Below are 23,452 nucleotides of genomic sequence, written 5' to 3'. Positions count from 1 at the left end.
TTTTTTGCAATAAATAATTTTGTAAAAGCAAAAATAAATAAAATTTATATTTGCAATAAATAATTTAGTAAAAATAAAAATAAATAAAATCTACAGGTGATTCATTTCTAGCGGGAATATTCTTTCTAATGCTGATGTAATTACAACTAAGAAGTGGCCTGTTTTCAATTTTAGAAATTATTTTGCCACAGTGCTGTTTGATTGAACGATTAAGTTTTACAAATTTAAAATCTATGAGTGTGTGATTTATAAATTATGTTTCGTATTATTTTACTAAATCTATATATGGTTAATTTAAAAATAAGATTTATTATATGATGTAAGTATTATTAGTTGAAATTTAAAATCGCTGTATATAATTGACTATAAAGCTGAAATTTTCTTAGTTATTCTTGAAATGTTTCTTGAGGCATTTGCTTTCTTTATAATTCCAGTTTTTGCAACTTTCATTAATTCAGAGTTCAACTTTGGCAAGAATTTTAGAGCTTCATCTTTTTTCTTTTCTACTAGAAGTAGACTCATTTTTTTTATAGCATTTCTGTATTTGCTTTTACGAGCCTTATTCACCAATGTTTGTTTAGCAATTCTTCTAATTGTTTTAATTGCTGATTTTGTGTTTGCCATAAGCGCAGTGGTATAGCTTGAGAATTTATACTGGTCAATAGAATAATTGCTTATTTTTGGCAAATATTGCAGAAGAAAGTTGATCTATTCGATATAAATATTTTCTTAATTTTACCATGACAATTTTTTCTTGAGCAGCCCTGGTTCTCTCTTTGATATACTTTAAACTCTTTTTGAAAACTGCCATTTTTTCCTTCTGTATTTTTAAAATCTCGAATACTTGATCCACCTTTTTCAATAGCTTTTTTAAGTACACTTTTTGAATAATAAATGATTTTTTTACAATCATTTTTCGATAATTTCATCGCATATGTCTTGGGATTTATTTTACATAAAAATAAAATTTCGCTTGCATAAATGTTACCTATGCCAGAGACAAATTTTTGATCCAATAGAAAACTTTTTATATCTTTTTTTTTATTTATAAAAAAATTTAGAAGGTATTTTAAATTAAAACTTAAAAAAAAAGGTTCTGGACCTAAATGATTAAATCTTTTTTTTAATTCTTTGGGATTATCAATAAACCTGAAAAATCCAAATCTTCTTGGATCATTATAAATAACACTCATATCATTAAACTGGATTTCAACATGATTGTGTTTCTTTGGCAATTCTGGTGAATTATAGAAACTAGTATTGGTAAATTTATTTATAATATGTTTATTAATTAGATGAATGGTTCCTGACATACCTAAGTGAATTAAACAAAAAGAATTATCATTAAAATTAAGAATTAGATATTTTGAAAACCTAGTAACCTTTTTAATCTTTTTTTGTTCTAATAATTTTTCAAATTTTAATGGAATTTTAAACCTTAAATTTCTGTTTTTAATTATTACTTTTTTTATTCTTTTTTGTTCTATTTTTTTTGATAATGATTGTTTGACTATTTCTACTTCTGGTAATTCTGGCATTTGATACTATATTAGCAGTAAATAATAAATTTTATATGCAACAATATCTCCAAAATAAAAAGGGATTGGTTCAAAATGTATTTGACAATGTTTATGACAAATATGATTTAATGAATGATTTTATGTCATTGGGCATTCATCGCATATGGAAAAGAAATTTGATGAGCTGGATGAACCCATCAAAAGATAAAATTCTAGTTGATGTTGCTTGTGGGACTGGAGACTTAGGTAAACTTTTTTTAGATCTAACTGATGAAAATTGTAAAATTTATTGTGTGGATCCCAATTCTGGAATGATAAGCAAAGGTAAGGCAAAATTAAAAACTTATAAAAATATTGATTGGTTGATTGCTCCCGCAGAAAAGCTTCCAATTAAAGATAGCTCCTGTGATTATTATACAATCAGTTTTGGACTTAGAAATACAAAAAATCTACATAAAACACTTGCAGAAGCACATCGAGTATTAAAACCTGGTGGGCGCTTCTTATGTCTAGAATTTTCAAAAATTCAAAATTCTAATTTAGATTTTATTTATAAGAATTATTCAAAACTAATTCCTTTAGTCGGTAAGGCTGTTATTGGTAAAAAAGAACCTTATGAATACCTGGTTAAAAGTATTGAAGAATTTATTAATCAAGAAGAGCTAATTGATCTGATGAAAAGAAATAATTTCATAAATTGTAGTTACAGAAATTTATCAGGTGGCATTGTTGCAATTCATTCTGGTTGGAAGGTATAATGATTAAAAAATTATTTACTCTTTACAAATTGGGAAGAAAATTAGCTAAATCAGATGTTTTGAATATAGTTTCAAAATTCAAAAAACCACCATTAGCAATTACAATTTTATTTCAAATATTGTCTTTCTCTTTTTCTAGTTCTGGAAAAAATAACTCAAATGAAAATGAAGGAGAAAAATTATCTAAATCTCTTCAATCAATGGGAACTACTTTTATTAAACTTGGGCAATTTTTAGTTACTAGACCTGATATTATTGGCGAAGAGCTAGCCAAGCAATTAGAAGGTTTGCAAGATAGATTGCCTCCATTTTCTTTAACAGAAGCAAAAGCAATAATTAAAAAAGACTTGGGAGATGAAACATTTAACTCAATAATCGACTTGAGTGAACCTGTTGCTGCTGCATCAATTGCACAAGTACATAAAGCTAAAATTGATGACAATGGAACTATAAAAGATGTAGCTATCAAAATTTTAAGACCAGATATTAAAAAAACTTTTAATGAAGAAATAGATGCATTAATGCTTTTTGCTTTCCTTATTGAGTCCTTCATCAAAAAAACAAAAAGACTTAAGTTGATGGAAGTTGTATTTTTACTTAAAGAGATAACAAATCTAGAAATGGATTTGAGGTTTGAAGCGGCGGCAGCAAATGAATATGCTGAAAATACAAAGAATGATGCAGGTTTTAGAGTACCAATAATTTATTGGAACTTCACAAGTGAAAATGTGATGACACTTGATTGGGTCGATGGTGTTTCAATTCGTGAAACGGAAGACTTACAAAAAAGAAATATTGATACCAAGCAAATCGCATCAGATATAATTCAGCATTTTTTAAGACATGCTGTTAGAGATGGTTTCTTCCATGCAGATATGCATCAAGGCAATATATTCATTGATAATAATGGTCAAATTGTTCCTATTGATTTTGGTATTATGGGAAGATTAGACAATCTAAGTAAAAGATTTTTGGCAGAAATTCTCTTTGGTTTTATTCAGCGAGATTATAAAAAAGTAGCTGAAGTGCATTTAGTTGCCGGCCTCGTTCCAAAAGATGTACCAGTTAATGATTTGGCTCAAGCTTTGAGATCAATTGGTGAACCCATTTTTGGTCAATCTGTCAAAGATATTTCAGGGGGGAAATTATTAAAACAACTTTTTGATGTTACTGAAAAATTTAATATGCAAACACAACCTCAATTACTAATGCTGCAGAAAACAATGGTGGTTGTTGAGGGTGTTGCAAGAAAACTTAATCCAGATACTAATATATGGGATACATCAAAACCAGTTTTAGAAAGTTGGTTAAGAGAAACAAAAGATCCAATAAATACATTGAATGAAGGTTTAAAAAGCACCACTGAAGTAATTAAAAGATTGCCTGATTTTCCAGAAATAATGGATAAAGCAAATCAAGCTTTAACATTTTTAGCAAGTGGTCAAATACCTCAAAATTCTAACTCCTTTACAGCTTTAAATGAAAAAAAATCAGAAATGATAGCGTTTAGAAATCAATCTATTATTGGTTTATTACTGCTTGTAATTTTTGGTCTAGTAGTATTTTAATTCTTCAATGAAAAATTTAACAGGTAAAAAAATACTATTAATAATATGTGGGGGTATATCAGCCTATAAAAGTTTGGAGCTGATTAGATTGTTTAAAAAACAAGGCTCAGAAATTAAAACAATCCTTACCAAAAGTGCTAAAGAGTTTGTTACTCCTTTATCAGTAGCCTCACTTACTCAAGAAAAGGTTTATGACGACCTATTTAATGCTGAAAATGAAGCTGAAATGGACCATATATCATTGTCTAGATGGGCTGATTTAATTCTTGTGGCTCCAGCAACAGCAAATACTATATCAAAATTAAGTGTAGGATCTTCAGATGATCTAGCTTCAACTGTAATTCTAGCATCTGATAAAGATGTTTTTCTAGTTCCTGCTATGAATGTTAGAATGTGGGAACATCCATCTACTAGAGAAAATTTAAATAAATTAAGGTCATTTGGTTATAGAGTAATTGGTCCTGAAATTGGTGATATGGCTTGTGGTGAGTTTGGAGAAGGTAAAATGACTGAACCAAAAAGTATTATTGAAGAAATTAATATTTATTTTAACTCCTTAACAAATAATAATAAATTTAAGGCCTTGATAACTGCTGGACCAACAAATGAATATATCGATCCTGTTAGATTTATTACTAATAAATCTTCGGGCAAACAGGGCTATGCTTTAGCTAATGCATTTGCAAAAAAAGGTTTTCAGACAACACTTATTTCTGGACCAACCAACCTTCCTATTGGAGAAAATATAAATTTGATAAAAGTAGAAACAGCACAAGAAATGTTGCAAGCTACAAAAAAAAATTTACCTGCTGATGTTGCTATCTTTTCAGCAGCAGTTGCTGATTTTAAAGTGAAGGAAATAAAAAGTGAAAAAATAAAAAAGAATGAAAATTTAAATTTAGAACTTGAAAAAAACATTGATATTCTAAACTATGTTTCAAAACACAATTCCTTAAGACCAAAACTAGTTATTGGTTTTGCAGCAGAAACAAATGAAATTGAAACAAATGCAAAAAAAAAATTAGTTGAAAAAAATTGTGATTGGGTAGTTGCAAATGATGTGTCGAATAAATCTATTGGATTTGATTCTGATTTTAATGAAGTTTTGATTTTTTACAAAGATGATGAAATCAAAGACGAAAAACTTAGCTTAAAACAAAAGTCTGCTATTTCTGAAGAAATAGTCGATAGAGTTATTCAGCAATTAAATTAAAACTCAGTGGCAAAAGTATTAATTAAAAAACTAAATCCTGAAGTAGAATTACCATCATATAAAACCTCAGGTGCATCGGGTATGGACCTCATGGCATTTATAAAGGAGCCAATTAAAATTCCTCCTAATACCTCTTATTTGGTCCCAACAGGACTTTCTATGGCATTTTCAAAGGATTATGAGGTGCAGATACGTCCACGTTCAGGTCTCGCCGCAAAGAACCACATAACTGTTTTAAACACACCTGGAACTATCGATAGCGATTATAGAGGGGAAATTAAGGTTATTCTTTTTAATCACGGTAAAGAAGATTTTTTGATTAATAATAAAGATAGGATTGCACAAATGATCTTAACACCTGTTGTTAAAATGGAATTAGAAGAAGCAGATAATTTACCCGATTCAATTCGTGGCGAAGGTGGGTTTGGCTCAACAGGAAAATGAGCAACCCATTAAATAAACATTCTATTGAACGATATTCTAGACAAATTGTTCTTAAAGATATTGGTGTTCTAGGACAAAAAAAAATTTTAAACGCAAAGGTATTAATCGTTGGAGCTGGAGGGCTTGGATGTCCTGTTGCTGAATTTTTATCTAGAACTGGTGTTGGGACAATTGGAATTATAGATCATGATAAAATTTCTCTCTCTAATTTACACAGACAAAGCCTTTATAACACAAATGATATTGGTAAATTTAAAGTTCAAATAGCAAAAGATAAAATAAAGAAAATAAATCCAAATACAAAAATAAAAACTTATAAAATGAGATTAAATAAAAAAAATTTCATAAAAATTATTAAAGATTACAATTATATTGTTGATGGTTCTGATAATTTTTCAACAAAATTTTTATTAAATGATTTTTGCTTAAGATTTAAAAAAACTCTTATCACTGGTGCAATTAGCAAATTTGATGGACATGTATTTACTTTTGATTTTAAAAATAAAAAAATTCCTTGTTTAAGATGTTTTTTTCAAGAAGACCAAATTTCAGATGACTTATTAAACTGTGAGGCAGAAGGTGTACTTGGTACTGTTGCTGGTATAGTTGGAACTATCCAAGCTAACGAAGTTTTAAAAAAAGTTTTAAATATTGGGCAAAACCTTGATGGTCATATTTTAATCATGGACTTACTTAATCTAAACTTTAGAAAAGTTAAATTAAAAAAAAGAAAATTTTGTTTTTGTAAATGAAAAAAAAAATAATTATTTTATTTTTATGTTTATTAATTACAAATATTCAATCTTTAAATGCTGAAGAAAAATTCCTCTCTTTAAAGAAGAATAAAGTAAATGTCAGATATGGACCAAGCTTCGAGTCTGAGATTAAATATATTTATGAGAAAATAAATCTACCTGTAAAACAGATTGATCAAAAAGAAAACTTTAGAAGAATAGTTGATCTAAAAAATAACAGTGGCTGGATTCATGTTTCTCAAATTAAAAAATCTAATTCAATCATTATCTTGGAAGACAAAATTTTATTTAAAAAAGCATCATATTTTTCTAAACCTATCGCTCGTTTAGAAAAAGGAAGATTACTTATTATCAAAAAATGTGAAAATACTTGGTGTAATATAAAAACTGGGGATTATTCAGGATGGGTTAATAATCAGAATGTATGGGGATCTATTTATTAAACGGATCCTCTAATAAACAAGCAACTATGTGAATTCTAGCTTGTTCGCCCCCATTAAAAAAATTATGATATTTTGTATTATTTGTAATAGTAACATTTCCATCTGCAGGCAGATGTTTAGCTACATTTTCTATAACCATTGAACATCCTAAGTTTGTGATAATCGGTACATGAAGTCTTGGCTCAGGATCTTTATGCCAGCTTAATGTTGATCTTGGCTCTTTTAATAGCAATCTCACTCTACCCAGTTTAAATCTTTTGCTTAAGGTGTCGTAGACTTCTTTAAAATATGTATTTTCAAATTCAGGAACTAGTTGTGTGTATTTCGATTCATCTATTTCAATATCTCGAGAAACTTCTTTTCCTGTTTCGTCAGCAATCGTCCAATATTTGCCTCTTAAATTATGTCCATCAATAGAACTACTATCATTAGGAATTTGATTTATTGGAATGGCGCCAAAATGAGCAACTCCTAAAGAATTAAAATTTCTTTTTTTTAAGACTAGCTCTAAATCAGATCTTAACCTTGATATATCAAAGTTAAGATCTGGTACCGTATAAAAGTCTTTAAATTGAACGCTATTCATTAATGATGACTAATGAGCTTTCTTTAGTTCTTGTCTGTCAGCATTCATTACTTTAGTCCATGCATTAACAAAGTCTCTAACAAACTTTTCTTTATTATCATCTTGCGCATAAACTTCTGCGTAAGATCTTAATATAGAGTTAGAACCAAAAACTAAATCTACTCTTGTAGCTGTAAACTTAGTCACATCAGTTGCACGATCTATTATTTCATAAAGGTCTTTGCTTGCAGGTTTCCACTTAAACTTCATATCAGTTAAGTTTACGAAGAAATCATTGGTAAGAGCTCCTGGATTATCAGTAAACACACCGTGTTTAGTTCCACCATGGTTGGTATCTAAAACTCTCATTCCACCAACTAGAACTGTCATTTCTTTAGCTGATAGACCCATTAAAGAACTTCTATCAAGCATCATCTCTTCAGTTGTAACTAAATATTCTTCTTTAGCCCAATTTCTAAAAGCATCATGAACTGGTTCTAAAACTTTAAAAGAATCAACATCCGTTTGCTCTTGAGTTGCATCGCCTCTGCCCGCAACAAATGGAACTTTGACATTTAGTCCTGCTTTTTTTATAGATTGTTCTAATCCAACATTTCCAGCCAAGATTATAATATCGGCAACACTTGCACCTGTTTCTTGTGCAACTTTCTCAAGTTTACCAAGAACATTATTTAATCTTTTTGGCTCATTGCATGCCCAATCCTTTTGTGGTGCCAATCTTAATCTAGCTCCATTCGCTCCACCCCTGTGATCGGTTCTTCTATAAGTTCTTGCACTGTCCCATGCTGTAGCAATCATTTCAGAACTACTTAAACCAGTAGCTTCGATTAATTTTTTTGCTTTTTCAACATCAAAATCTTTTCCTGCAGGGACTGGATCTTGCCAAATTAAATCTTCTTTTGGAACATCAGGACCAACATAATATTTTTTAGGACCTAAATCTCTATGAGTTAATTTAAACCAAGCTTTTGCAAATGTTTCTTCAAGATATTTAGGGTCTTTATGAAAACGTTCTGCAATTTCTCTATAAATAGGATCCATTTTCATAGCCATATCAGCATCTGTCATTATTGGATTTCTTTTTACAGATGGATCAGCTAAGTCTACTGGCTTATCTTCATCTTTCATATTAATTGGTTCCCACTGGTTTGCTCCAGCTGGACTTTTCTTTAATTCCCAATCGTAGTTTAATAAAAGATTTAGATAACTATGATCCCATTTGTTTGGATGAGTTGTCCAAGCACCTTCAATACCACTAGTAACCTGGTTAACACCTAGACCGCCGCCACCTTTTCTATTCCAGCCAAAACCTTGTTCATGTACATCTGCAGCTTCAGGTTCTGGACCTAATAATGAAGCATCTCCATTACCATGAGCTCTTCCAACTGAGTGACCTCCTACTGTTAAAGCACAAGTTTCTTCATCATTCATTGCCATTCGGCCAAATGTTTCTCTAACATCATAAGCAGTTTTTAATGGATCTGGTTTTCCACCCACACCTTCTGGGTTAACATAGATCAGCCCCATCACAACCGCTGCTAAAGGATTTTTAAGTGAAGTTCTGTCATCGTTATTGTCGTATCTTTTATTTTCTAACCATTCTTTTTCAGAACCCCAATAAACATCTTTCTCTGGGTGCCATATATCTTCTCTTCCAAAAGAGAAACCATACATTTTAAGACCCATTGACTCATATGCCATATTTCCAGCTAAAATCATCAAGTCTGCCCAGCTAATTTTATTTCCATATTTTTTTTTAATAGGCCATATTAATCTTCTAGCCTTATCTAAGTTGGTGTTATCTGGCCAAGAGTTTAGTGGTGCAAATCTATGGTTTCCTGTTCCACTTCCACCTCTACCATCTGCAATTCTGTAAGTTCCAGCTGAGTGCCAAGCCATTCTGATAAATAGTCCACCATAGTGTCCAAGGTCTGCTGGCCACCAGTCTTGACTGTCTGTCATAAGTTTTAATAGATCTTTTTTTACTGCTTTAAAATCTAATTTTTTGACTTCTTCTTTGTAGTCAAACTTTTCATCCATTGGATTGGTTTTAGTGTCATGCTGATGTAAAATATCTAAATTTAAATTTTTTGGCCACCATTCAGCTGTTGGTGTCTGACTTGATTTTGTCATTCCACCGTGCATTACGGGGCAACCTGAACCATTTTTGCTAGTTTTACTAATCTCTGAACTCATTTGACCTCTTTTGTTGTTAGTTTAAGTTTTATTACGCTTGTTAAAAATTCTTTATTAAGTCTATATAACTATTTTAATTTTTGTGTCAAGTAGTTTAGAATAATTATAAAGTACTTTATTCACTTTCAACATTAATTATGACATCAATATTTTTAATTTTTTTTCCTGCTGGTGGATTTGGTATATCTTTTAAATCAACCTGGTTAATATCAATCAATTCTTTATTTTTAATATCAAAAAAATGGGAATGGGTACCTGTGTTAGTGTCAAAATAGCTTTTATCAGTTGCTATAACAATTTCTTTTAAATAACCATTTTTTTTAAAAGCATGCACTGTATTGTAAACTGTTGCTAGAGAAATTTTTTCATCTAATTTTTCTTCAATTATTTTACTAAGGTCATTAATTGTAAAATGAAAAGTTTCCTTTGGTGAAAATAAAGCCTCACATATTTTTAATCTTTGTCTAGTTGGTCTTAAACCAGATTCTCTTAACTTTTCTTTATATATATTTAAATTGTTCATTATTGTTTATAATTGTTCTAAACTATTACTATATTATAATCTCTTTAAATCAAGTATTAAGGAGTTTATTTTTTATGAAAAAAAATTCATACACATATAATGAACTAATTAATTGTGGAAATGGAGAGCTTTTTGGCCCCGGTAATGCAAAATTACCTCTTCCGCCAATGCTCATGTTTGATAGAATAACCGAAATCAGTGATAATAGTGGTACTTTTAAAAAAGGATCTTTAAAGGCTGAATTAGATATCAAAGATGATCTTTGGTTCTTTGAGTGTCATTTTAAAGAAGACCCTGTTATGCCAGGTTGTCTTGGCTTAGATGCTATGTGGCAACTAGTTGGTTTTTATCTTGGGTGGCTTGGCAACCCAGGTAAAGGGAGAGCTTTAGGAGTGAGTGCAGTAAAATTCACTGGTGAAGTTTTAAAAAATGTTAAAAATGTAAGATATGAAATTGATATGAAAAAAATTATGGCTCCAGGTGGAACAACAGTTGGTCTTGCAAATGGCTTAGTATTTGCAGATGACAAAAAAATATATTCAGCAGAAAGCTTGAAAGTAGGATTATTTAAATAATGAGAAGAGTAGTTATCACAGGTTTAGGAATTGTATCTTGTTTGGGAAACAATCAAGAAGAGGTTCATCAGTCACTATTAAAGTCTAAATCAGGAATTTCATATGCTGAGGAATATAAAGAGCATAATCTTAAAAGCCATGTTCATGGTAAACCAAATATAAAACTTGAGGATCATATTGATAGAAAAACAATTAGATTCATGGGTTCAGGGTCAGCCTATAATTATATTGCAATGAAAGAGGCGATTGAAGACTCTGGATTAGAAGAAAGTGAAGTTAGTAATTTTAAAACTGGTATTGTTATGGGTTCAGGAGGACCTTCAATTGAAAATGTAATTTTAGCAGCAGATAAAACTAGAGCCAAAACTCCAAAATTAATGGGTCCTTTCATTGTTCCAAGAACAATGGCAAGTACAGCTTCAGCTACTTTAGCAGTGCCATTTAAAATTAAAGGTACCAACTACACAATGAGCTCTGCATGTGCTACTAGCGGACACTGCATTGGAAATTCAATGGAATTAATCCAAATGGGCAAACAAGATGTTGTTTTTGCAGGTGGAAGTGAAGAAGTTCACTGGGCAATGACAGCAATGTTTGATGCAATGACAGCGTTATCTTCAAAATACAACGATACACCTGAGACTGCATCAAGAGCTTATGATAAAACTAGAGACGGTTTCGTAATTGCAGGTGGTGGTGGAGTTTTAGTTCTTGAAGAATACGAACATGCTAAAGCAAGAGGAGCTAAAATATACGCAGAATTAACTGGTTATGGAGCAACATCAGACGGATATGATATGGTAGCCCCATCAGGAGAAGGAGCAATCAGATGTATGCAAATGGCTATGGCAACTGCTAAAAATAAAATTGATTATATAAATACCCACGGAACATCAACACCAGTTGGTGATATTACAGAATTAAATGCTGTTAAAGGAGTTTTTGGAAATACAATTCCAAAAATTAGTTCAACCAAATCTTTATCAGGACATCCATTGGGTGCTGCATCTGTTCATGAAGCAATCTATTGTTTAATTATGATGAAAAATAATTTCATTGCTGGTTCTGCAAATATTGGTGAAATGGATGAAGATGCTAAAAAATTTCCAATAGTTGCTAAAACAGAAACTGGAGCAACTTTAAATACTGTTATGTCTAATAGTTTTGGTTTTGGTGGAACCAATGCTGCTTTAATTTTTGAGAAAATATAATCATGAGTTTGATGAAGGGTAAAAAAGGATTAATCATGGGCGTTGCCAATGAAAGATCAATTGCTTGGGGCATTTCACAAAAGCTTGCTGAAGCTGGAGCTGAACTTGCATTCACTTACCTTGGAGATGCACTAAAGAAAAGAGTAATTCCTTTAGCTGAAAAATTAAATTCAAAAACAACATTCAGTTGCGATGTTGAAAACAAAGAAGAAGTTATAAAATTATTTGAAAATATTAAATCAGAGTGGGGTCAAATTGATTTTGTTGTCCACGCAGTAGCATTCTCAGATAAATCAGAACTATCAGGTGAATATTTAAATACTTCAAGAGAAAATTTTTTAAGAAGCATGTTGATTTCATGTTTTTCATTTACTGAAGTTGCAAAAGAAGCTTCAAAAATAATGAAAGAAGGTGGCAGTATGTTAACTCTAACGTACGAATCTACTAAAGCTATTCCAAATTATAATGTAATGGGTGTTTGTAAGTCAGCGTTAGAGGCAAGTGTTAAATATCTTGCAAGAGATTTAGGTGCTAAAGGCATGAGAGTAAATGCAATTAGTGCAGGACCGATTAAAACGTTAGCAGCCTCTGCTATAGGAGATGCAAAATTCCTATATAAGTGGAATGAAGACCATTCTTTCCTTAAAAGAAATGTAGATATCCATGATGTTGGAAATTCAGCATTATATCTATTAAGCGACCTTGCAAACGGTGTAACGGGTGAAATTCACTACGTAGATGCCGGATATAATAAAGTTGGAATGCCAGATCCTAAGAATATTACTTAAAATATAGTTAAATTTAGTTAAAAATATTAGGGGCGTTCTGTTGCCAGGTGCCCTATAAAAAAACCCCCGGAACTTTCATTTCAGGGGTTTAGAATTTTAATTTAAAGTATTATTCAGCTGCTTGTTTCATAGAAAGTTTAACTTTACCTCTATCGAAACCAATCACTTTAACTTTTACTTCGTCGCCTTCTTTAACAACATCAGTAACTTTTTCTACTCTTTTAGGAGCAAGTTCCGAGATATGAACAAGGCCATCTTGTTTACCTAAAAAGTTAACAAATGCCCCAAACTCCATAATCTTCATTACTTTACCTGAGTAAATTTTATTAAGTTCAGCTTTTGCAGTGATGTCTTTAATCATTTGCATAGCAATGTTTCTAGACTCTTCATCTGGAGCAGCAACAGTTACAACTCCTTCGTCATTCACATCTACTTTAGCACCTGATTTTTCAACGATCTCTCTGATCGTTGCACCACCTTTTCCAATAACAGCTGCGATATCTTTTTTATCAACAGTTACTTGTTCCATTTTTGGAGTGTGTTGCCCAACATCAGCTCTTGATTCACTTAAAGCCTTATTCATTTCACCTAAGATATGAATTCTTCCATCTTTCGCCTGCTTTAAAGCCTGCTCCATGATTTCAAAAGTAATACCAGTAATTTTGATATCCATTTGAAGTGAAGTAATTCCATCTTTAGTTCCAGCAACTTTAAAGTCCATATCTCCCAAATGATCTTCATCACCTAAAATATCTGATAGAACACTAAAATCATCACCCTCTTTAATTAAACCCATTGCAATTCCTGCAACTGGTTCTTTAATTGGAACACCTGCATCCATTAATGCAAGAGAGGTACCACAAACAGTTGCCATTGAAGAAGAACCATTAGATTCAGTTATCTCTGACACTACTCTAAAAGTGTAAGGAAATGCTTCTTTTGGAGGAAGCGAAGAGTTGATTGCTCTCCATGCTAATTTTCCGTGACCAACTTCACGTCTTCCCGTTCCAATTCTTCCAGTTTCACCAACTGAAAAAGGAGGGAAGTTATAATGAAGCATAAATCTTTCTCTAGATTGACCATCTAGACTTTCTATTCTTTGCTCATCATCAGAAGTACCTAAAGTAGTAACTACAATTGCTTGCGTTTCACCTCTAGTAAATAATGCTGAACCATGGGTTCTTGGTAAAACACCAACTTCGCACTCAATAGCTCTTACATCAGCTAAACCTCTACCATCAATTCTTTTTTTGTTCTTAAGAATATCAGTTCTAACAATTTTCTTTTCAAGATTTTTTAATTCATCGTTAACATTAAAATCAGAATAATTTTCATTGTCTGCAAAAAGCTGCTTAGCTTTTTCAGAAATTTCTGAAATTTGATTTGATCTATCTTGCTTATCTCTAGTAGCAAAAGCTTTAGTTAAATCTGCTGTAAAAGTTTCCTCAAGTTTTTGTTTAACTTCAGATAAATCTTTTTTCTCAACAGTCCACTCTGGTTTTCTGCATTCTTTTGCAAGTTCCTCTATCATTTTGATTACTGGAACAAAGCCTTCATGACCAAATTTGACTGCAGCTAACATTATTTCTTCTGATAAGCCTGATGTTTCTGACTCAACCATAAGTACTGCATCTTTAGTACCAGCTACTACTAAATCTAAAGTAGAGTTTTCTAATTCAGCTTTTGATGGGTTAAGAATGTACTTACCATCAACATAACCAACTCTTGAAGCTCCTACAGGTCCCATAAATGGCATTCCTGAAATAGCTAATGCTGCTGATGAAGCAGTAATTGCAAGGATGTCTGGTTGGTTTTCTTTATCATATGAAATTACCGTTGGTAACAACTGAACTTCATTTTTAAATTCACTAGGGAATAAAGGCCTGATCGGTCTATCAATTAATCTTGATATTAATTGTTCGCTTTCAGTTGGTCTTGCTTCTCTCTTAAAAAATCCACCTGGAATTTTACCACCAGCATAATATTTTTCTTGATAGTTTACAGATAGAGGAAAATAATCCATATCTGGATTTACTTTTTTTGCTCCTACTACTGTTGCTAAAATAACTGTTTCACCACATGAAGCAATGATTGCTCCGTCTGCTTGTCTTGCTACTTTACCTGTTTCTAAACTTATTTTCTTACCTGCTACTTCAATTTCCTTCTTATATACTTTGAACATTCAATTTCCGTTTCTTTTTTATTTTCTTAAATTCAGCTTCGTTAATACATTTTTGTAAGAATCAAATTTATTTTTCTTTAAGTATTCTAACAATTTTTTTCTTCTATTTACTGCTCTTAACAATCCAACTGAAGAATGCTTATCCTTCTTAAATTGTTTTATGTGGGCTGAAAGAGTTTCAATTTTCCCTGTTAATAATGCAATTTGTACCTCTGAAGAACCGGTGTCCTTCTCATGCATTTTTAATTCTACTGCTTTTTTCGTCATACTATTTATTTTCCTATTTGTTTGTTTGTTTTATTAAGTTTTCTATTTTTTCTGCGTATTCAAAAGAGTCATCCTTTGCAAAAAGTATTTTTGGTATGTATTTCATAATAACTTTTTGAGATAAAACTTTTCTAATTAAAAAAGAATATTCTCTTAATTTTTTAATAACTTTTTCTGTATCTTTTCCCCCTAGAGGCAAAACATAAGCTTTTGCAATTTTTAGATCTTGACTCATTTTTACTTCTGTAACAGTTACAGTATTAGTTTCTAAATTCGGCACCTTAGCTTCATTTCTTGCAAAAATCATACCTAAAGATTGCTTAATCATCTCTCCAACACGCAATTGTCTCTGTGATACCGGTTTTCCTATTCTGTCCGCCATTATACCGTTCTCTCCGTTGATGTCGTGCTATAAGCCTCAATTATATCGTTTTTTTGAAAGTCTATAAAGTCTTTAAGAGTAATTCCACATTCCTGACCATTGCTCACCTGTTTCGCCTGATCTTTTTCTCTAAAAATAGTGCTTATTTTACCAGTATAGATAATTGCGCCATCTCTAATTACTCTTGCATTAGCGCCACTTGCGATCTCACCCTCTGTCACTTTAGATCCAGCAACTTTTCCTGTTCCTGATACTTTAAAGATTTCTAAAATTTGAGCTGTACCACTAATTGTTTCTTGAATATCTGGAGCAAGTAAGCCCGACATTCTTGATTTAATATAATCCAAAACTTCATAAATAATATTGTATGAAGAAATTTTTATTTTTTCATTCTCTGCTAATTTTTTTGCTTCCTTACTTGGCTTAACATTAAATGCAATTAAAGCTGCGTTTGATGCTTTCGCTAAAGTCACATCGGTTTCTGTTACCATTCCAATATCTGATAAAATTATTTTAGGTTTAACTTCATCATGAGTAATTTGACTGATGGCATTTTTTATTGCCTCGGAAGATCCATGAACATCAGATTTGATAATAATATTTAATTCAGTTGCAGATTTATCTGTAAATGCTGAGTCTTGTGTTGCAAAAGCTAGAGGGTTACCACCAGTTTTATTTTCTTCTGCTCTATTAGCACTTAAAGTTTTTGCTTCTTTTTCTGTATCAAAAACAATAAAATCATCACCTGATTTTGCTGCACCATTAATTCCTAAAATCTCCACTGGAGACGATGGTGGTGCTTCATCAATATTTTGACCTTTGTCGTTAATTAATGCCCTAACTTTACCCCACTTCAATCCACTAACAAAAAAATCACCTTTTTTAATTGTGCCTGATGTAACGATTACTGTTGCTACAGCTCCTCGACCTGTATCAATTTTTGACTCTAAAACAATACCAGTTGCTTTAGATTCATAATCTGTTTTTAAATCTAAAATCTCAGCTTGAAGAACTATAGACTCTACTAACTTATCTAAGTTCTTTTTAGTTTTAGCAGAAATCTCAACCATTAGTGTGTCACCAGATAAATCTTCTGCAATTAACTCATACTCTAAAAGTTGATTTTTAATTTTTTGTGGGTCAGCATCTGGTAAATCACATTTATTTATTGCAACAACAATTGGAACTTTAGCGGCTTTTGCGTGTTTAATTGATTCAATTGTTTGTGGTTTAACTCCATCATCTGCTGCAACTACCAATACCACAACATCTGTTAATTTTGATCCTCTGGCTCTCATCTCTGTAAAAGCAGCATGGCCTGGGGTGTCAATAAAAGTTATTTTATTTGATTCATGTTCTATTTGATAAGCCCCAATATGTTGCGTTATCCCTCCAAATTCTCCTGATACAACGTTTGCACTTCTTAAAACATCTAATACAGAGGTTTTACCATGATCAACATGTCCCATCACAGTTACAATCGGAGGTCTATTTTTTAAATTTTCAGATCTAGACTCTTTTATTTTTTGAATAATTTCTTCTGCTTTAGTTTCTCTTATAGGGTTATGGCCAAACTCTTTTACCAAGTACTCTGCCGTATCAGCTGCTAGTGTTTGGTTGATCGTAACAGTTACTCCCATTCCAAATAAAAATTTAATTACATTGCTTGATTGCTCTGCCATTCTATTTGCAAGCTCTCTAACTGTAATTGCCTCTGGAATATTTACATCTCTCTTAACTGGTTTTAAATTTTCTTGGATCTCTTCTTTAGTAAGCTCTCTGTTTTCTTTTAATTTTGCTCTTTTAAGAGAAGCTAAACTTCTTGTTCTAGCTTCAATTTGATCACTTAGTGCTCTTGAAACAGTTAATTTTAATTCTCTTTTTTTCCCCTCTGACTTTCCTTTTTCTCCAGATTCTCCCTTGAGTCTTCTAGTTGCTCTTTGTTCAGCTAATTTACGTTTTTCATAATCATTAGTTATGGGTGAAGATGGTTTAGGTGACAGAGTGTTTCTTGGCACAAAAGATCCTTTAGGACTTGCAGCAGGCGTTGATCTAACACTTGCTGGTCTACTGAAACTACCTTTTGGAGCAAATTTGCTTGGCTTTTTTTCAATTACAACAGAGTTCTTACTCTGAGTTTTTGCTAACTCTATATTTTTTATTGATTTCTTGGCTATGCCAGAAAGTGTTAATTTTGTTTTTTTGTTGTCCATATTTCATTACTCAATCTTTATAAACTATATTTCTTGCAGACATGATCAATTCATCAGCTTCCACTTTTGATAAAGCAAAGTCTTCAAGATACCCTTGAATTTTTATTCTTTCACCTTTAACAACATCATAACCGCCTGTTAATTCATCAGATGCTAGATCTGCAAAATCTTCTAATTTTAAAATTTTCTGCTCACCTAAAGTAACTAACATTCCAGGAGTTAAACCTTTGTGATTTATAAGATCATCTTGCAATCCTAAATCTTTAATTCTTTTAGTAATATCTTCCTGATCTTTTTGATAAAATTCTTTAGCTCTTTCGATTAAAGCTTTAGCTGTATCTTCTTCAATACCTTCAATTTTTATTAAACTTTCTGGTGTGCTATCTTTAATATCTGAAATTGAAGAAAAACCTTCAGCGACAAGTAATTGTCCTAGGGTTTCATCTAGCTCTAAGTTTTTAACAAAGTTTTCAGTTTTCTCTTTGAATTCTAACTGTCGTCTTTCTGAGTCTTCAGCATCAGTCATTATATTAATTTCATAATTTAATAATTTAGTAGCAAGTCTTACGTTTTGACCTCTACGACCAATTGCTTTACTTAAATTTTCTTCAGTTAAAATCACATCTAATTTTTTTGCAACACTGTCAACATTAACTCTTTGAACTTCTGCGGGAGATAGAGCGTTAGAAACTATAATTGCTGGATCTTCAGACCAATTCACAATATCAATTTTTTCTCCTTGCAATTCATTAACAACTGCTTGAACTCTTGATCCTCTCATTCCAACACAAGCTCCTACTGGGTCTAATGAAGTATCAACTGCTTTAACACAAATTTTTGCTCTACTTCCTGGATCTCTTGCTGATGACTTAATCTCAATTAAACCGTCATAGATTTCTGGAACCTCTTGAACAAAAAGTTTTTCCATAAATTTAGGATGAGCTCTTGATAAAAATATTTGCTGTCCTCTTGTTTCTCTTTTTACATCATAGCAGTAAGCCTTAATTCTATCACCTGCTTTAATGTTTTCTCTTGGGATCATTTCATTTTTTTGAATAATTGCTTCAGTTCTTCCCAAATCAACTATTACATTTCCAAATTCTAAACGTTTAACAATTCCACTCAAAATTGTATCTTTTTTATCTATAAAGTCATTGTATTGTCTTTCACGCTCCGCTTCTCTTACATTAAAGCTAATAACTTGTTTTGCTGTCTGAGCTGCAATTCTTCCAAAGTCAAAAGAGGGCAATGGTTGTAAAATTTCATCACCAACTTTTTTATCTTTGTTTTCTTCATTTAAAATGATTGCGTCTTGAAGATTAATTTCTGTATTTGTGTTCTCTGGTTTTTCAACAATAACTAATTTTCTAAATATACCAATGTCACCACTTTCTCTGTCAATTAAAACTTTGATTTCATTGTCTTGTCCAAATTTAGATTTGGCTGCTTTAGCAATTCCAGTTTCCATAGAATCTATAATCAACTCTTTATCGATAGATTTTTCTAAAGCCACAGCTTCAGCTATTCTTAATAATTCTAATTTATCTGATCTTCTATTTAACATATTTTAATAGTTCCAAAAAAAAATGGGCTAAAGCCCATTCTGTAATTTCAATAATGTAAAGGCAATATATAAAGAATTTTTTTTAATTCAATAGTAACTATTTAGAAAAAACACTCTTTTTATCTGTTTTTTCCCATGAAAATGAACCGTCTGTCTCTGGCACTCTGCCAAAATGACCATAAGCTGCTGTTTTTTCATAAATTGGTTTATTCAAATTTAACATCTCTCTTATTCCTCTCGGGCTCAAATCAAAATTCTTTGAAATCTCTTCTGTTACAAATTTATTTTTTTCTAAATCATTATCAAATAAATCGACATAAATAGATAACGGTTTTGAAACCCCAATTGCATAAGCTAATTGAATTAAACATTTCTCTGAAATTTTTGAAGCAACAATATTTTTAGCAATATATCTTGCAGCATAAGCAGCAGATCTATCTACTTTAGTTGGATCTTTTCCCGAAAAAGCTCCTCCCCCATGAGGCGCTGCCCCACCATAAGTGTCCACAATAATTTTTCTACCTGTTAAACCACAGTCTCCATCTGGCCCTCCAATTACAAAATTTCCTGTGGGATTTACATAAAACTCTTCTTCATTAAAATCTTTTAAAAAATTTTCTGGAATTGATTTTAATAAATAAGGTCTTAATAATTCTCTAACTTTAGCTTGATCTACGTCTGCAGAATGCTGTGTAGAAATTACAACTGATTTTATTTTTGTTGGTCTTCCATCAACATATTCAAAAGTAACTTGGCTTTTTGAATCTGGCTCTATATTTTTTAATTTTCCAGATTTTCTATCTTCAGCCATAAGTCTTAAGATTTTATGAGAATAATGAATTGGTGCCGGCATTAATTCTTCAGTTTCATTACAAGCATAACCAAACATTATTCCTTGATCTCCAGCTCCCTCATCTTTATTTCCTGAGGAGTCTACACCCATAGCAATATCAGCTGATTGAGAATGAAGATGGCTTTCAATTTTTGTAGCTTCTCTCCAAGTAAAACCATCTTGGTCGTATCCAATATCTTTAATACAATCTCTTACTTTTTGATAAAGATCTTCTTTTTTTATCTCTGGTCCTCGGACTTCTCCTGCAAGGACAACTTTGTTTGTAGTTGTTAATGTTTCACAGGCCACTCTAGAAAATGGATCACCAACAAGGTAGCTATCTACCACCATATCTGAAATACGATCTGAAACTTTATCCGGATGACCCTCTGACACAGATTCACTGGTAAATAAAAAGTTTTTTAAATTACTCATGTTCAAGTTTATTAAATGAAAAAATTAAAAAAATATATATTAAAATAATGATAAAAAATATTTTATTACCATATTTCATAAATAGAGTTGATTTGATAATTTTACTTTCAGTAAAATCAACATAACCAGTAGACCCAAATTCTACTTTTTGCTCAATAATTCCTATAGGATTAACTATTGCAGTGATACCGTTGTTTGCAGATCTAATTATATATTTTCCGCTCTCAATCGATCTAAAGATACTATGTGAGAAATGTTGTTTAGGGCCTATGGATCTTCCAAACCACCCATCTTCTGAAATATTAATTATATAATTATAATTATCTTCTTTAGATATTTTACCTGAATAGATTATTTCATAGCAAATGAGTGGCAGTAAACTCACTTTAATTTTATCTTTATCAATATTAAAAGGGGCTCTATTTTTACCACTTGAGAAAGATTGATAATTGTTTGTAACCGTTTTAAGGCCTATTAATCCTAAAATATTCTTAAACGGAATAAACTCACCAAATGGAACTAAATTAATTTTGTTATAGTTCTCCTGTAATTGCATTTTATGATCAAATACTGCCATTGAATTAAAAAATAAATTTTCACTATTAGAGTTTTCAATGCTATTCAATCCCATAATAATTAAATCATCTGATGAAAAATTATTTATAAACAAGTCCTGATAGATATCCATTTCGCTTACATAGCTGTCTGGAATAATTCCTTCTGGCCATAAAAAAATTGTAGGTATTTTTTTTTCGGGAGCACTAAGCGTTATCAATTCATTAATTATTTTTATCTCATCTTGATTAGAATAAAATCTTCCTAAACTAATGTTGGGTGATACAGCTCTAATCACATAGGAATTTTTTATATTTTTAAGTGAATTAAATTGATTAATTTTAAAATTACCAAAAATTAAAAAAGTAGATGAAATTAAGATAAAGAAAAAACAAAATATAATCTGTATTCTATTTTTTCTTAATATAAAAACAGCCGGCAAAGAAAAGAGAGAGATGCAAAATAGATTAAAAGAATAAGTGCCAATTAAAGAAATTATTTGAATAAAATAAATATTTTCAGAAAAACTATACGAAACTAAATTCCAGGGAAATCCAGTAAATATCAAGCCCCTTATAAATTCTATAATGCCAAATAAAATTGAAAAAATAAGAAAAGAGCTAATTAAATTCTTTGAGTAAAAAATTGAAAATAAATAAGTAATTATTCCATAAAATATAGCTAAAAAAGTTGGTAATAAAATTATAGCTAGAGGAATTAGAAATTTAAAACTTTCATCAAAAGTTAATGAAATTGATATCCAGTACAAACTTGATAAAAAATATCCAAATCCAAAAAACCATCCATATTTAAAGAAAGACTTATTCTCTAAATTTTTTTCTCTTTTATTGTAAAGAAAAATAAAAAATAAAGAAAAAGTAAAAAAGTTAATTAGAAAATAATTATAAGGTGGTAAGCTATAAGAACTGATAACTCCTAAAAAGACAATGTAAATTGCATTTAAAAAATCTTTTTTAAGCAAATTTTTCATTTTTGCTTTTAACTAATTTATAAATTTTTTCTTCTTCTTTGCTCATCTTTTTAAAATCTTTTAATTTTACATGATTATGACCCAAAAGATGAAGAAACCCATGAATGAATATTTTTATAACTTTATTTTTAAAATCCAGACTAGTTAAATTTTTTGGTTTATTCATAAATTCATAACTGATCACTATGTCTCCAAGATAAGTATTCTTTTTTAAATTGAGTTTTTTCTCAAAGGGAAAGGATAAAACATCTGTTGGTTTATCTTTATTTCTGAAACTTTTGTTAAGCTTTTTAATTCTTTTATTGTCTGACAAAAGAATACTCAGACTTATCTTTTTTCCAATAAACCTATATTTTTTTGGAAAAAATTTAACTAATTTATTAAAAAAAATATCTTTTTTTTTTATCTTTTTATTCCAAAGATTGTTCTCAGAAACAACACCAACACTAATCATTTTCTTGGTCTGAGTAAGCCTTAACAATCTTAGATACAAGGGGATGCCTAACTACATCAGAATGATCAAAATCTACAACGGATATTTCCTTAATATGTCCCAATAATTTTTTTGACCTATTCAATCCAGACATGTTTTTATGTGGTAAATCAATCTGAGAAGGGTCACCATTAATAACAATTTTAGAGTTTTCTCCAATACGAGTTAAAAACATTTTAATTTGAGTATCTGTTGCGTTTTGTGCTTCATCTAAAATTGCAAAAGAATTTTTTAAGGTTCTTCCTCTCATGAATGCGAGTGGTGCAATTTCAATATCTCCAATTTCAATCATTCTTTGAATTTTTTCAAAATCAAAGAGGTCATATAGTGAGTCATATAAAGGTCGTAAATAAGGATCTACTTTTTCTTTCATGTCACCTGGCAAAAATCCTAGGCGCTCTCCAGCCTCTACCGCAGGTCTTGATAAAATAATTCTCTCAATTTTTTTATCAAGCAACATTGTTAAACCCACTGCTACTGCTAGAAATGTTTTTCCTGTTCCAGCTGGTCCTGCTGAAATGGTAATGTCACTCTGTCTTAAAGCTCTAACATATTCTTTCTGTCTTTCTGATCTTGGGATGACTGATTTTTTAGGTGTCTTAATTATATCTGAAACGTTCTGGTTTTTTACTTTTTCTTCAATCATAAATTTATCTATGGATGAAATTATATCTTTTTTTTCAATACTTCCATTGCTAATAAATTGATTTGCTAAAAATTGGATAGCGTTTTTGGTTATCTCATTTTGTTCTGGAGTAGACTTGATAATAATTGAATTCCCTCTTGAATATAAACTTGTATTAGTAATTTTTTCTAATTCCTTTAAATTTGCATTGAATTCTCCCACTATACCCATCAATAAATCATTATCATGAAATATAACGCTTAAGGAATTGTTGTCTGAATACACAAATTTTAATGTTGAGTTAATTTTTTTAGAATTTGTATTATGCAATTT

Annotated in this window: 23 protein-coding genes; 9 read left to right on the top strand and 14 right to left on the bottom strand. The window is 30.9% G+C overall.

The annotated features are described in order from the left end of the window. Positions 1-363: 363 nt before the first annotated feature. On the bottom strand, positions 364-624 hold the full coding sequence (gene rpsT / locus AC5SL1_RS06690) for a 30S ribosomal protein S20 (protein ID WP_271517227.1): 261 nt from the start codon (positions 622-624) through the stop codon (positions 364-366). Positions 625-674: 50 nt separating this feature from the next. Next, the gene (mutM, locus tag AC5SL1_RS06685) at positions 675-1,538 is read right to left on the bottom strand and encodes a bifunctional DNA-formamidopyrimidine glycosylase/DNA-(apurinic or apyrimidinic site) lyase (RefSeq protein ID WP_494579887.1); all 864 of its coding nucleotides are present in this window, start codon (positions 1,536-1,538) and stop codon (positions 675-677) included. Between the two features lie 35 nt (positions 1,539-1,573). Here mutM and AC5SL1_RS06680 point away from each other — a divergent pair, with 35 nt between their 5' ends. The 6 genes from AC5SL1_RS06680 to AC5SL1_RS06655 are packed head-to-tail and all read left to right on the top strand — an operon-like array spanning position 1,574 to position 6,701. Further along, a complete protein-coding gene (locus tag AC5SL1_RS06680) occupies positions 1,574-2,278 on the top strand; it encodes a class I SAM-dependent methyltransferase (protein WP_494599627.1) in 705 nt (234 codons plus the stop codon). Beyond that, entirely contained in the window at positions 2,278-3,846 is a 1,569-nt protein-coding gene (gene ubiB, locus AC5SL1_RS06675; RefSeq protein WP_494599625.1) for a 2-polyprenylphenol 6-hydroxylase, read from the top strand. Before AC5SL1_RS06680 ends, ubiB begins: the two co-directional genes overlap by 1 nt. A gap of 7 nt (positions 3,847-3,853) precedes the next feature. Continuing rightward, the gene (coaBC, locus tag AC5SL1_RS06670; RefSeq protein WP_494599623.1) at positions 3,854-5,059 is read left to right on the top strand and encodes a bifunctional phosphopantothenoylcysteine decarboxylase/phosphopantothenate--cysteine ligase CoaBC; all 1,206 of its coding nucleotides are present in this window, start codon (positions 3,854-3,856) and stop codon (positions 5,057-5,059) included. A gap of 6 nt (positions 5,060-5,065) precedes the next feature. Then, complete coding sequence (gene dut, locus AC5SL1_RS06665; RefSeq protein ID WP_494573177.1) at positions 5,066-5,503, top strand: dUTP diphosphatase; 438 nt, start codon at positions 5,066-5,068, stop codon at positions 5,501-5,503. After that, positions 5,500-6,255 (top strand): HesA/MoeB/ThiF family protein, encoded by a 756-nt coding sequence (locus tag AC5SL1_RS06660; protein WP_494599621.1) that lies wholly within the window; start codon positions 5,500-5,502, stop codon positions 6,253-6,255. Before dut ends, AC5SL1_RS06660 begins: the two co-directional genes overlap by 4 nt. Beyond that, on the top strand, positions 6,252-6,701 hold the full coding sequence (locus tag AC5SL1_RS06655; protein ID WP_494599619.1) for an SH3 domain-containing protein: 450 nt from the start codon (positions 6,252-6,254) through the stop codon (positions 6,699-6,701). The genes AC5SL1_RS06660 and AC5SL1_RS06655 overlap by 4 nt, the downstream gene beginning before the upstream one ends. Here AC5SL1_RS06655 and AC5SL1_RS06650 read toward each other — a convergent pair. The 3 genes from AC5SL1_RS06650 to AC5SL1_RS06640 all read right to left on the bottom strand — a co-directional run bounded on the left by AC5SL1_RS06650 (position 6,691) and on the right by AC5SL1_RS06640 (position 10,006). Beyond that, positions 6,691-7,287 (bottom strand): aspartyl/asparaginyl beta-hydroxylase domain-containing protein, encoded by a 597-nt coding sequence (locus AC5SL1_RS06650; RefSeq protein WP_494599617.1) that lies wholly within the window; start codon positions 7,285-7,287, stop codon positions 6,691-6,693. The genes AC5SL1_RS06655 and AC5SL1_RS06650 overlap by 11 nt on opposite strands. A 9-nt stretch (positions 7,288-7,296) precedes the next feature. After that, a complete protein-coding gene (gene katG, locus AC5SL1_RS06645) occupies positions 7,297-9,483 on the bottom strand; it encodes a catalase/peroxidase HPI (protein WP_494599615.1) in 2,187 nt (728 codons plus the stop codon). Between the two features lie 115 nt (positions 9,484-9,598). Then, entirely contained in the window at positions 9,599-10,006 is a 408-nt protein-coding gene (locus AC5SL1_RS06640) for a Fur family transcriptional regulator (RefSeq protein ID WP_494599613.1), read from the bottom strand. A gap of 74 nt (positions 10,007-10,080) precedes the next feature. On the opposite strand from AC5SL1_RS06640, the gene fabA reads away from it, so the two are divergent. The 3 genes from fabA to AC5SL1_RS06625 are packed head-to-tail and all read left to right on the top strand — an operon-like array spanning position 10,081 to position 12,580. Continuing rightward, complete coding sequence (fabA, locus tag AC5SL1_RS06635; protein ID WP_494599611.1) at positions 10,081-10,581, top strand: bifunctional 3-hydroxydecanoyl-ACP dehydratase/trans-2-decenoyl-ACP isomerase; 501 nt, start codon at positions 10,081-10,083, stop codon at positions 10,579-10,581. Continuing rightward, positions 10,581-11,792 (top strand): beta-ketoacyl-ACP synthase I, encoded by a 1,212-nt coding sequence (gene fabB / locus AC5SL1_RS06630; RefSeq protein ID WP_494599609.1) that lies wholly within the window; start codon positions 10,581-10,583, stop codon positions 11,790-11,792. Before fabA ends, fabB begins: the two co-directional genes overlap by 1 nt. 2 nt (positions 11,793-11,794) lie before the next feature. After that, on the top strand, positions 11,795-12,580 hold the full coding sequence (locus AC5SL1_RS06625) for an enoyl-ACP reductase FabI (RefSeq protein ID WP_494599607.1): 786 nt from the start codon (positions 11,795-11,797) through the stop codon (positions 12,578-12,580). Positions 12,581-12,689: 109 nt separating this feature from the next. On the opposite strand, the gene pnp is transcribed toward AC5SL1_RS06625, so the two are convergent. From pnp to AC5SL1_RS06580, 9 genes are all read right to left on the bottom strand, one after another. Continuing rightward, on the bottom strand, positions 12,690-14,762 hold the full coding sequence (pnp, locus tag AC5SL1_RS06620; RefSeq protein WP_494599605.1) for a polyribonucleotide nucleotidyltransferase: 2,073 nt from the start codon (positions 14,760-14,762) through the stop codon (positions 12,690-12,692). Positions 14,763-14,780: 18 nt separating this feature from the next. Continuing rightward, positions 14,781-15,029, bottom strand: coding sequence for a 30S ribosomal protein S15 (gene rpsO / locus AC5SL1_RS06615; protein WP_494573163.1), 249 nt, complete (start codon positions 15,027-15,029; stop codon positions 14,781-14,783). 13 nt (positions 15,030-15,042) lie between these two features. Next, positions 15,043-15,411 carry a 30S ribosome-binding factor RbfA gene (gene rbfA, locus AC5SL1_RS06610; protein WP_494573162.1) on the bottom strand — a complete coding sequence of 123 codons (369 nt, stop codon included), beginning with the start codon at positions 15,409-15,411 and terminating at the stop codon, positions 15,043-15,045. Next, entirely contained in the window at positions 15,411-17,624 is a 2,214-nt protein-coding gene (gene infB / locus AC5SL1_RS06605) for a translation initiation factor IF-2 (RefSeq protein ID WP_494599603.1), read from the bottom strand. The genes rbfA and infB overlap by 1 nt, the downstream gene beginning before the upstream one ends. Before the next feature lie 10 nt (positions 17,625-17,634). Further along, entirely contained in the window at positions 17,635-19,188 is a 1,554-nt protein-coding gene (gene nusA / locus AC5SL1_RS06600; protein WP_494573160.1) for a transcription termination factor NusA, read from the bottom strand. 97 nt (positions 19,189-19,285) lie between these two features. After that, on the bottom strand, positions 19,286-20,455 hold the full coding sequence (gene metK / locus AC5SL1_RS06595; RefSeq protein ID WP_494599601.1) for a methionine adenosyltransferase: 1,170 nt from the start codon (positions 20,453-20,455) through the stop codon (positions 19,286-19,288). Further along, positions 20,448-22,001: an apolipoprotein N-acyltransferase gene (gene lnt / locus AC5SL1_RS06590; RefSeq protein ID WP_494599599.1), complete on the bottom strand. Its 1,554-nt coding sequence runs from the start codon at positions 21,999-22,001 to the stop codon at positions 20,448-20,450. The genes metK and lnt overlap by 8 nt, the downstream gene beginning before the upstream one ends. Then, entirely contained in the window at positions 21,985-22,455 is a 471-nt protein-coding gene (gene ybeY, locus AC5SL1_RS06585) for an rRNA maturation RNase YbeY (RefSeq protein ID WP_494599597.1), read from the bottom strand. The genes lnt and ybeY overlap by 17 nt, the downstream gene beginning before the upstream one ends. Further along, a complete protein-coding gene (locus AC5SL1_RS06580; protein ID WP_494599595.1) occupies positions 22,448-23,449 on the bottom strand; it encodes a PhoH family protein in 1,002 nt (333 codons plus the stop codon). The genes ybeY and AC5SL1_RS06580 overlap by 8 nt, the downstream gene beginning before the upstream one ends. Between the last annotated feature and the right edge of the window lie 3 nt (positions 23,450-23,452).

The sequence above is a fragment of the Candidatus Pelagibacter sp. PS_10_02 genome, assembly GCF_059418005.1.
Note: the sequence above shows the minus strand (reverse complement) of the source record. Positions and strands in the feature narration are given on the sequence as shown.

What these genes read in the sequence shown, in the direction of transcription:
- rpsT (WP_271517227.1), bottom strand. Translation starts at nt 624, where the DNA reads ATGGCAAACACAAAATCAGCAATTAAAACAATTAGAAGAATTGCTAAA.
- mutM (WP_494579887.1), bottom strand. Translation starts at nt 1,538, where the DNA reads ATGCCAGAATTACCAGAAGTAGAAATAGTCAAACAATCATTATCAAAA.
- AC5SL1_RS06680 (WP_494599627.1), top strand. Translation starts at nt 1,574, where the DNA reads ATGCAACAATATCTCCAAAATAAAAAGGGATTGGTTCAAAATGTATTT.
- ubiB (WP_494599625.1), top strand. Translation starts at nt 2,278, where the DNA reads ATGATTAAAAAATTATTTACTCTTTACAAATTGGGAAGAAAATTAGCT.
- coaBC (WP_494599623.1), top strand. Translation starts at nt 3,854, where the DNA reads ATGAAAAATTTAACAGGTAAAAAAATACTATTAATAATATGTGGGGGT.
- AC5SL1_RS06660 (WP_494599621.1), top strand. Translation starts at nt 5,500, where the DNA reads ATGAGCAACCCATTAAATAAACATTCTATTGAACGATATTCTAGACAA.
- AC5SL1_RS06655 (WP_494599619.1), top strand. Translation starts at nt 6,252, where the DNA reads ATGAAAAAAAAAATAATTATTTTATTTTTATGTTTATTAATTACAAAT.
- AC5SL1_RS06650 (WP_494599617.1), bottom strand. Translation starts at nt 7,287, where the DNA reads ATGAATAGCGTTCAATTTAAAGACTTTTATACGGTACCAGATCTTAAC.
- katG (WP_494599615.1), bottom strand. Translation starts at nt 9,483, where the DNA reads ATGAGTTCAGAGATTAGTAAAACTAGCAAAAATGGTTCAGGTTGCCCC.
- AC5SL1_RS06640 (WP_494599613.1), bottom strand. Translation starts at nt 10,006, where the DNA reads ATGAACAATTTAAATATATATAAAGAAAAGTTAAGAGAATCTGGTTTA.
- fabA (WP_494599611.1), top strand. Translation starts at nt 10,081, where the DNA reads ATGAAAAAAAATTCATACACATATAATGAACTAATTAATTGTGGAAAT.
- fabB (WP_494599609.1), top strand. Translation starts at nt 10,581, where the DNA reads ATGAGAAGAGTAGTTATCACAGGTTTAGGAATTGTATCTTGTTTGGGA.
- AC5SL1_RS06625 (WP_494599607.1), top strand. Translation starts at nt 11,795, where the DNA reads ATGAGTTTGATGAAGGGTAAAAAAGGATTAATCATGGGCGTTGCCAAT.
- pnp (WP_494599605.1), bottom strand. Translation starts at nt 14,762, where the DNA reads ATGTTCAAAGTATATAAGAAGGAAATTGAAGTAGCAGGTAAGAAAATA.
- rpsO (WP_494573163.1), bottom strand. Translation starts at nt 15,029, where the DNA reads ATGACGAAAAAAGCAGTAGAATTAAAAATGCATGAGAAGGACACCGGT.
- rbfA (WP_494573162.1), bottom strand. Translation starts at nt 15,411, where the DNA reads ATGGCGGACAGAATAGGAAAACCGGTATCACAGAGACAATTGCGTGTT.
- infB (WP_494599603.1), bottom strand. Translation starts at nt 17,624, where the DNA reads ATGGACAACAAAAAAACAAAATTAACACTTTCTGGCATAGCCAAGAAA.
- nusA (WP_494573160.1), bottom strand. Translation starts at nt 19,188, where the DNA reads ATGTTAAATAGAAGATCAGATAAATTAGAATTATTAAGAATAGCTGAA.
- metK (WP_494599601.1), bottom strand. Translation starts at nt 20,455, where the DNA reads ATGAGTAATTTAAAAAACTTTTTATTTACCAGTGAATCTGTGTCAGAG.
- lnt (WP_494599599.1), bottom strand. Translation starts at nt 22,001, where the DNA reads ATGAAAAATTTGCTTAAAAAAGATTTTTTAAATGCAATTTACATTGTC.
- ybeY (WP_494599597.1), bottom strand. Translation starts at nt 22,455, where the DNA reads ATGATTAGTGTTGGTGTTGTTTCTGAGAACAATCTTTGGAATAAAAAG.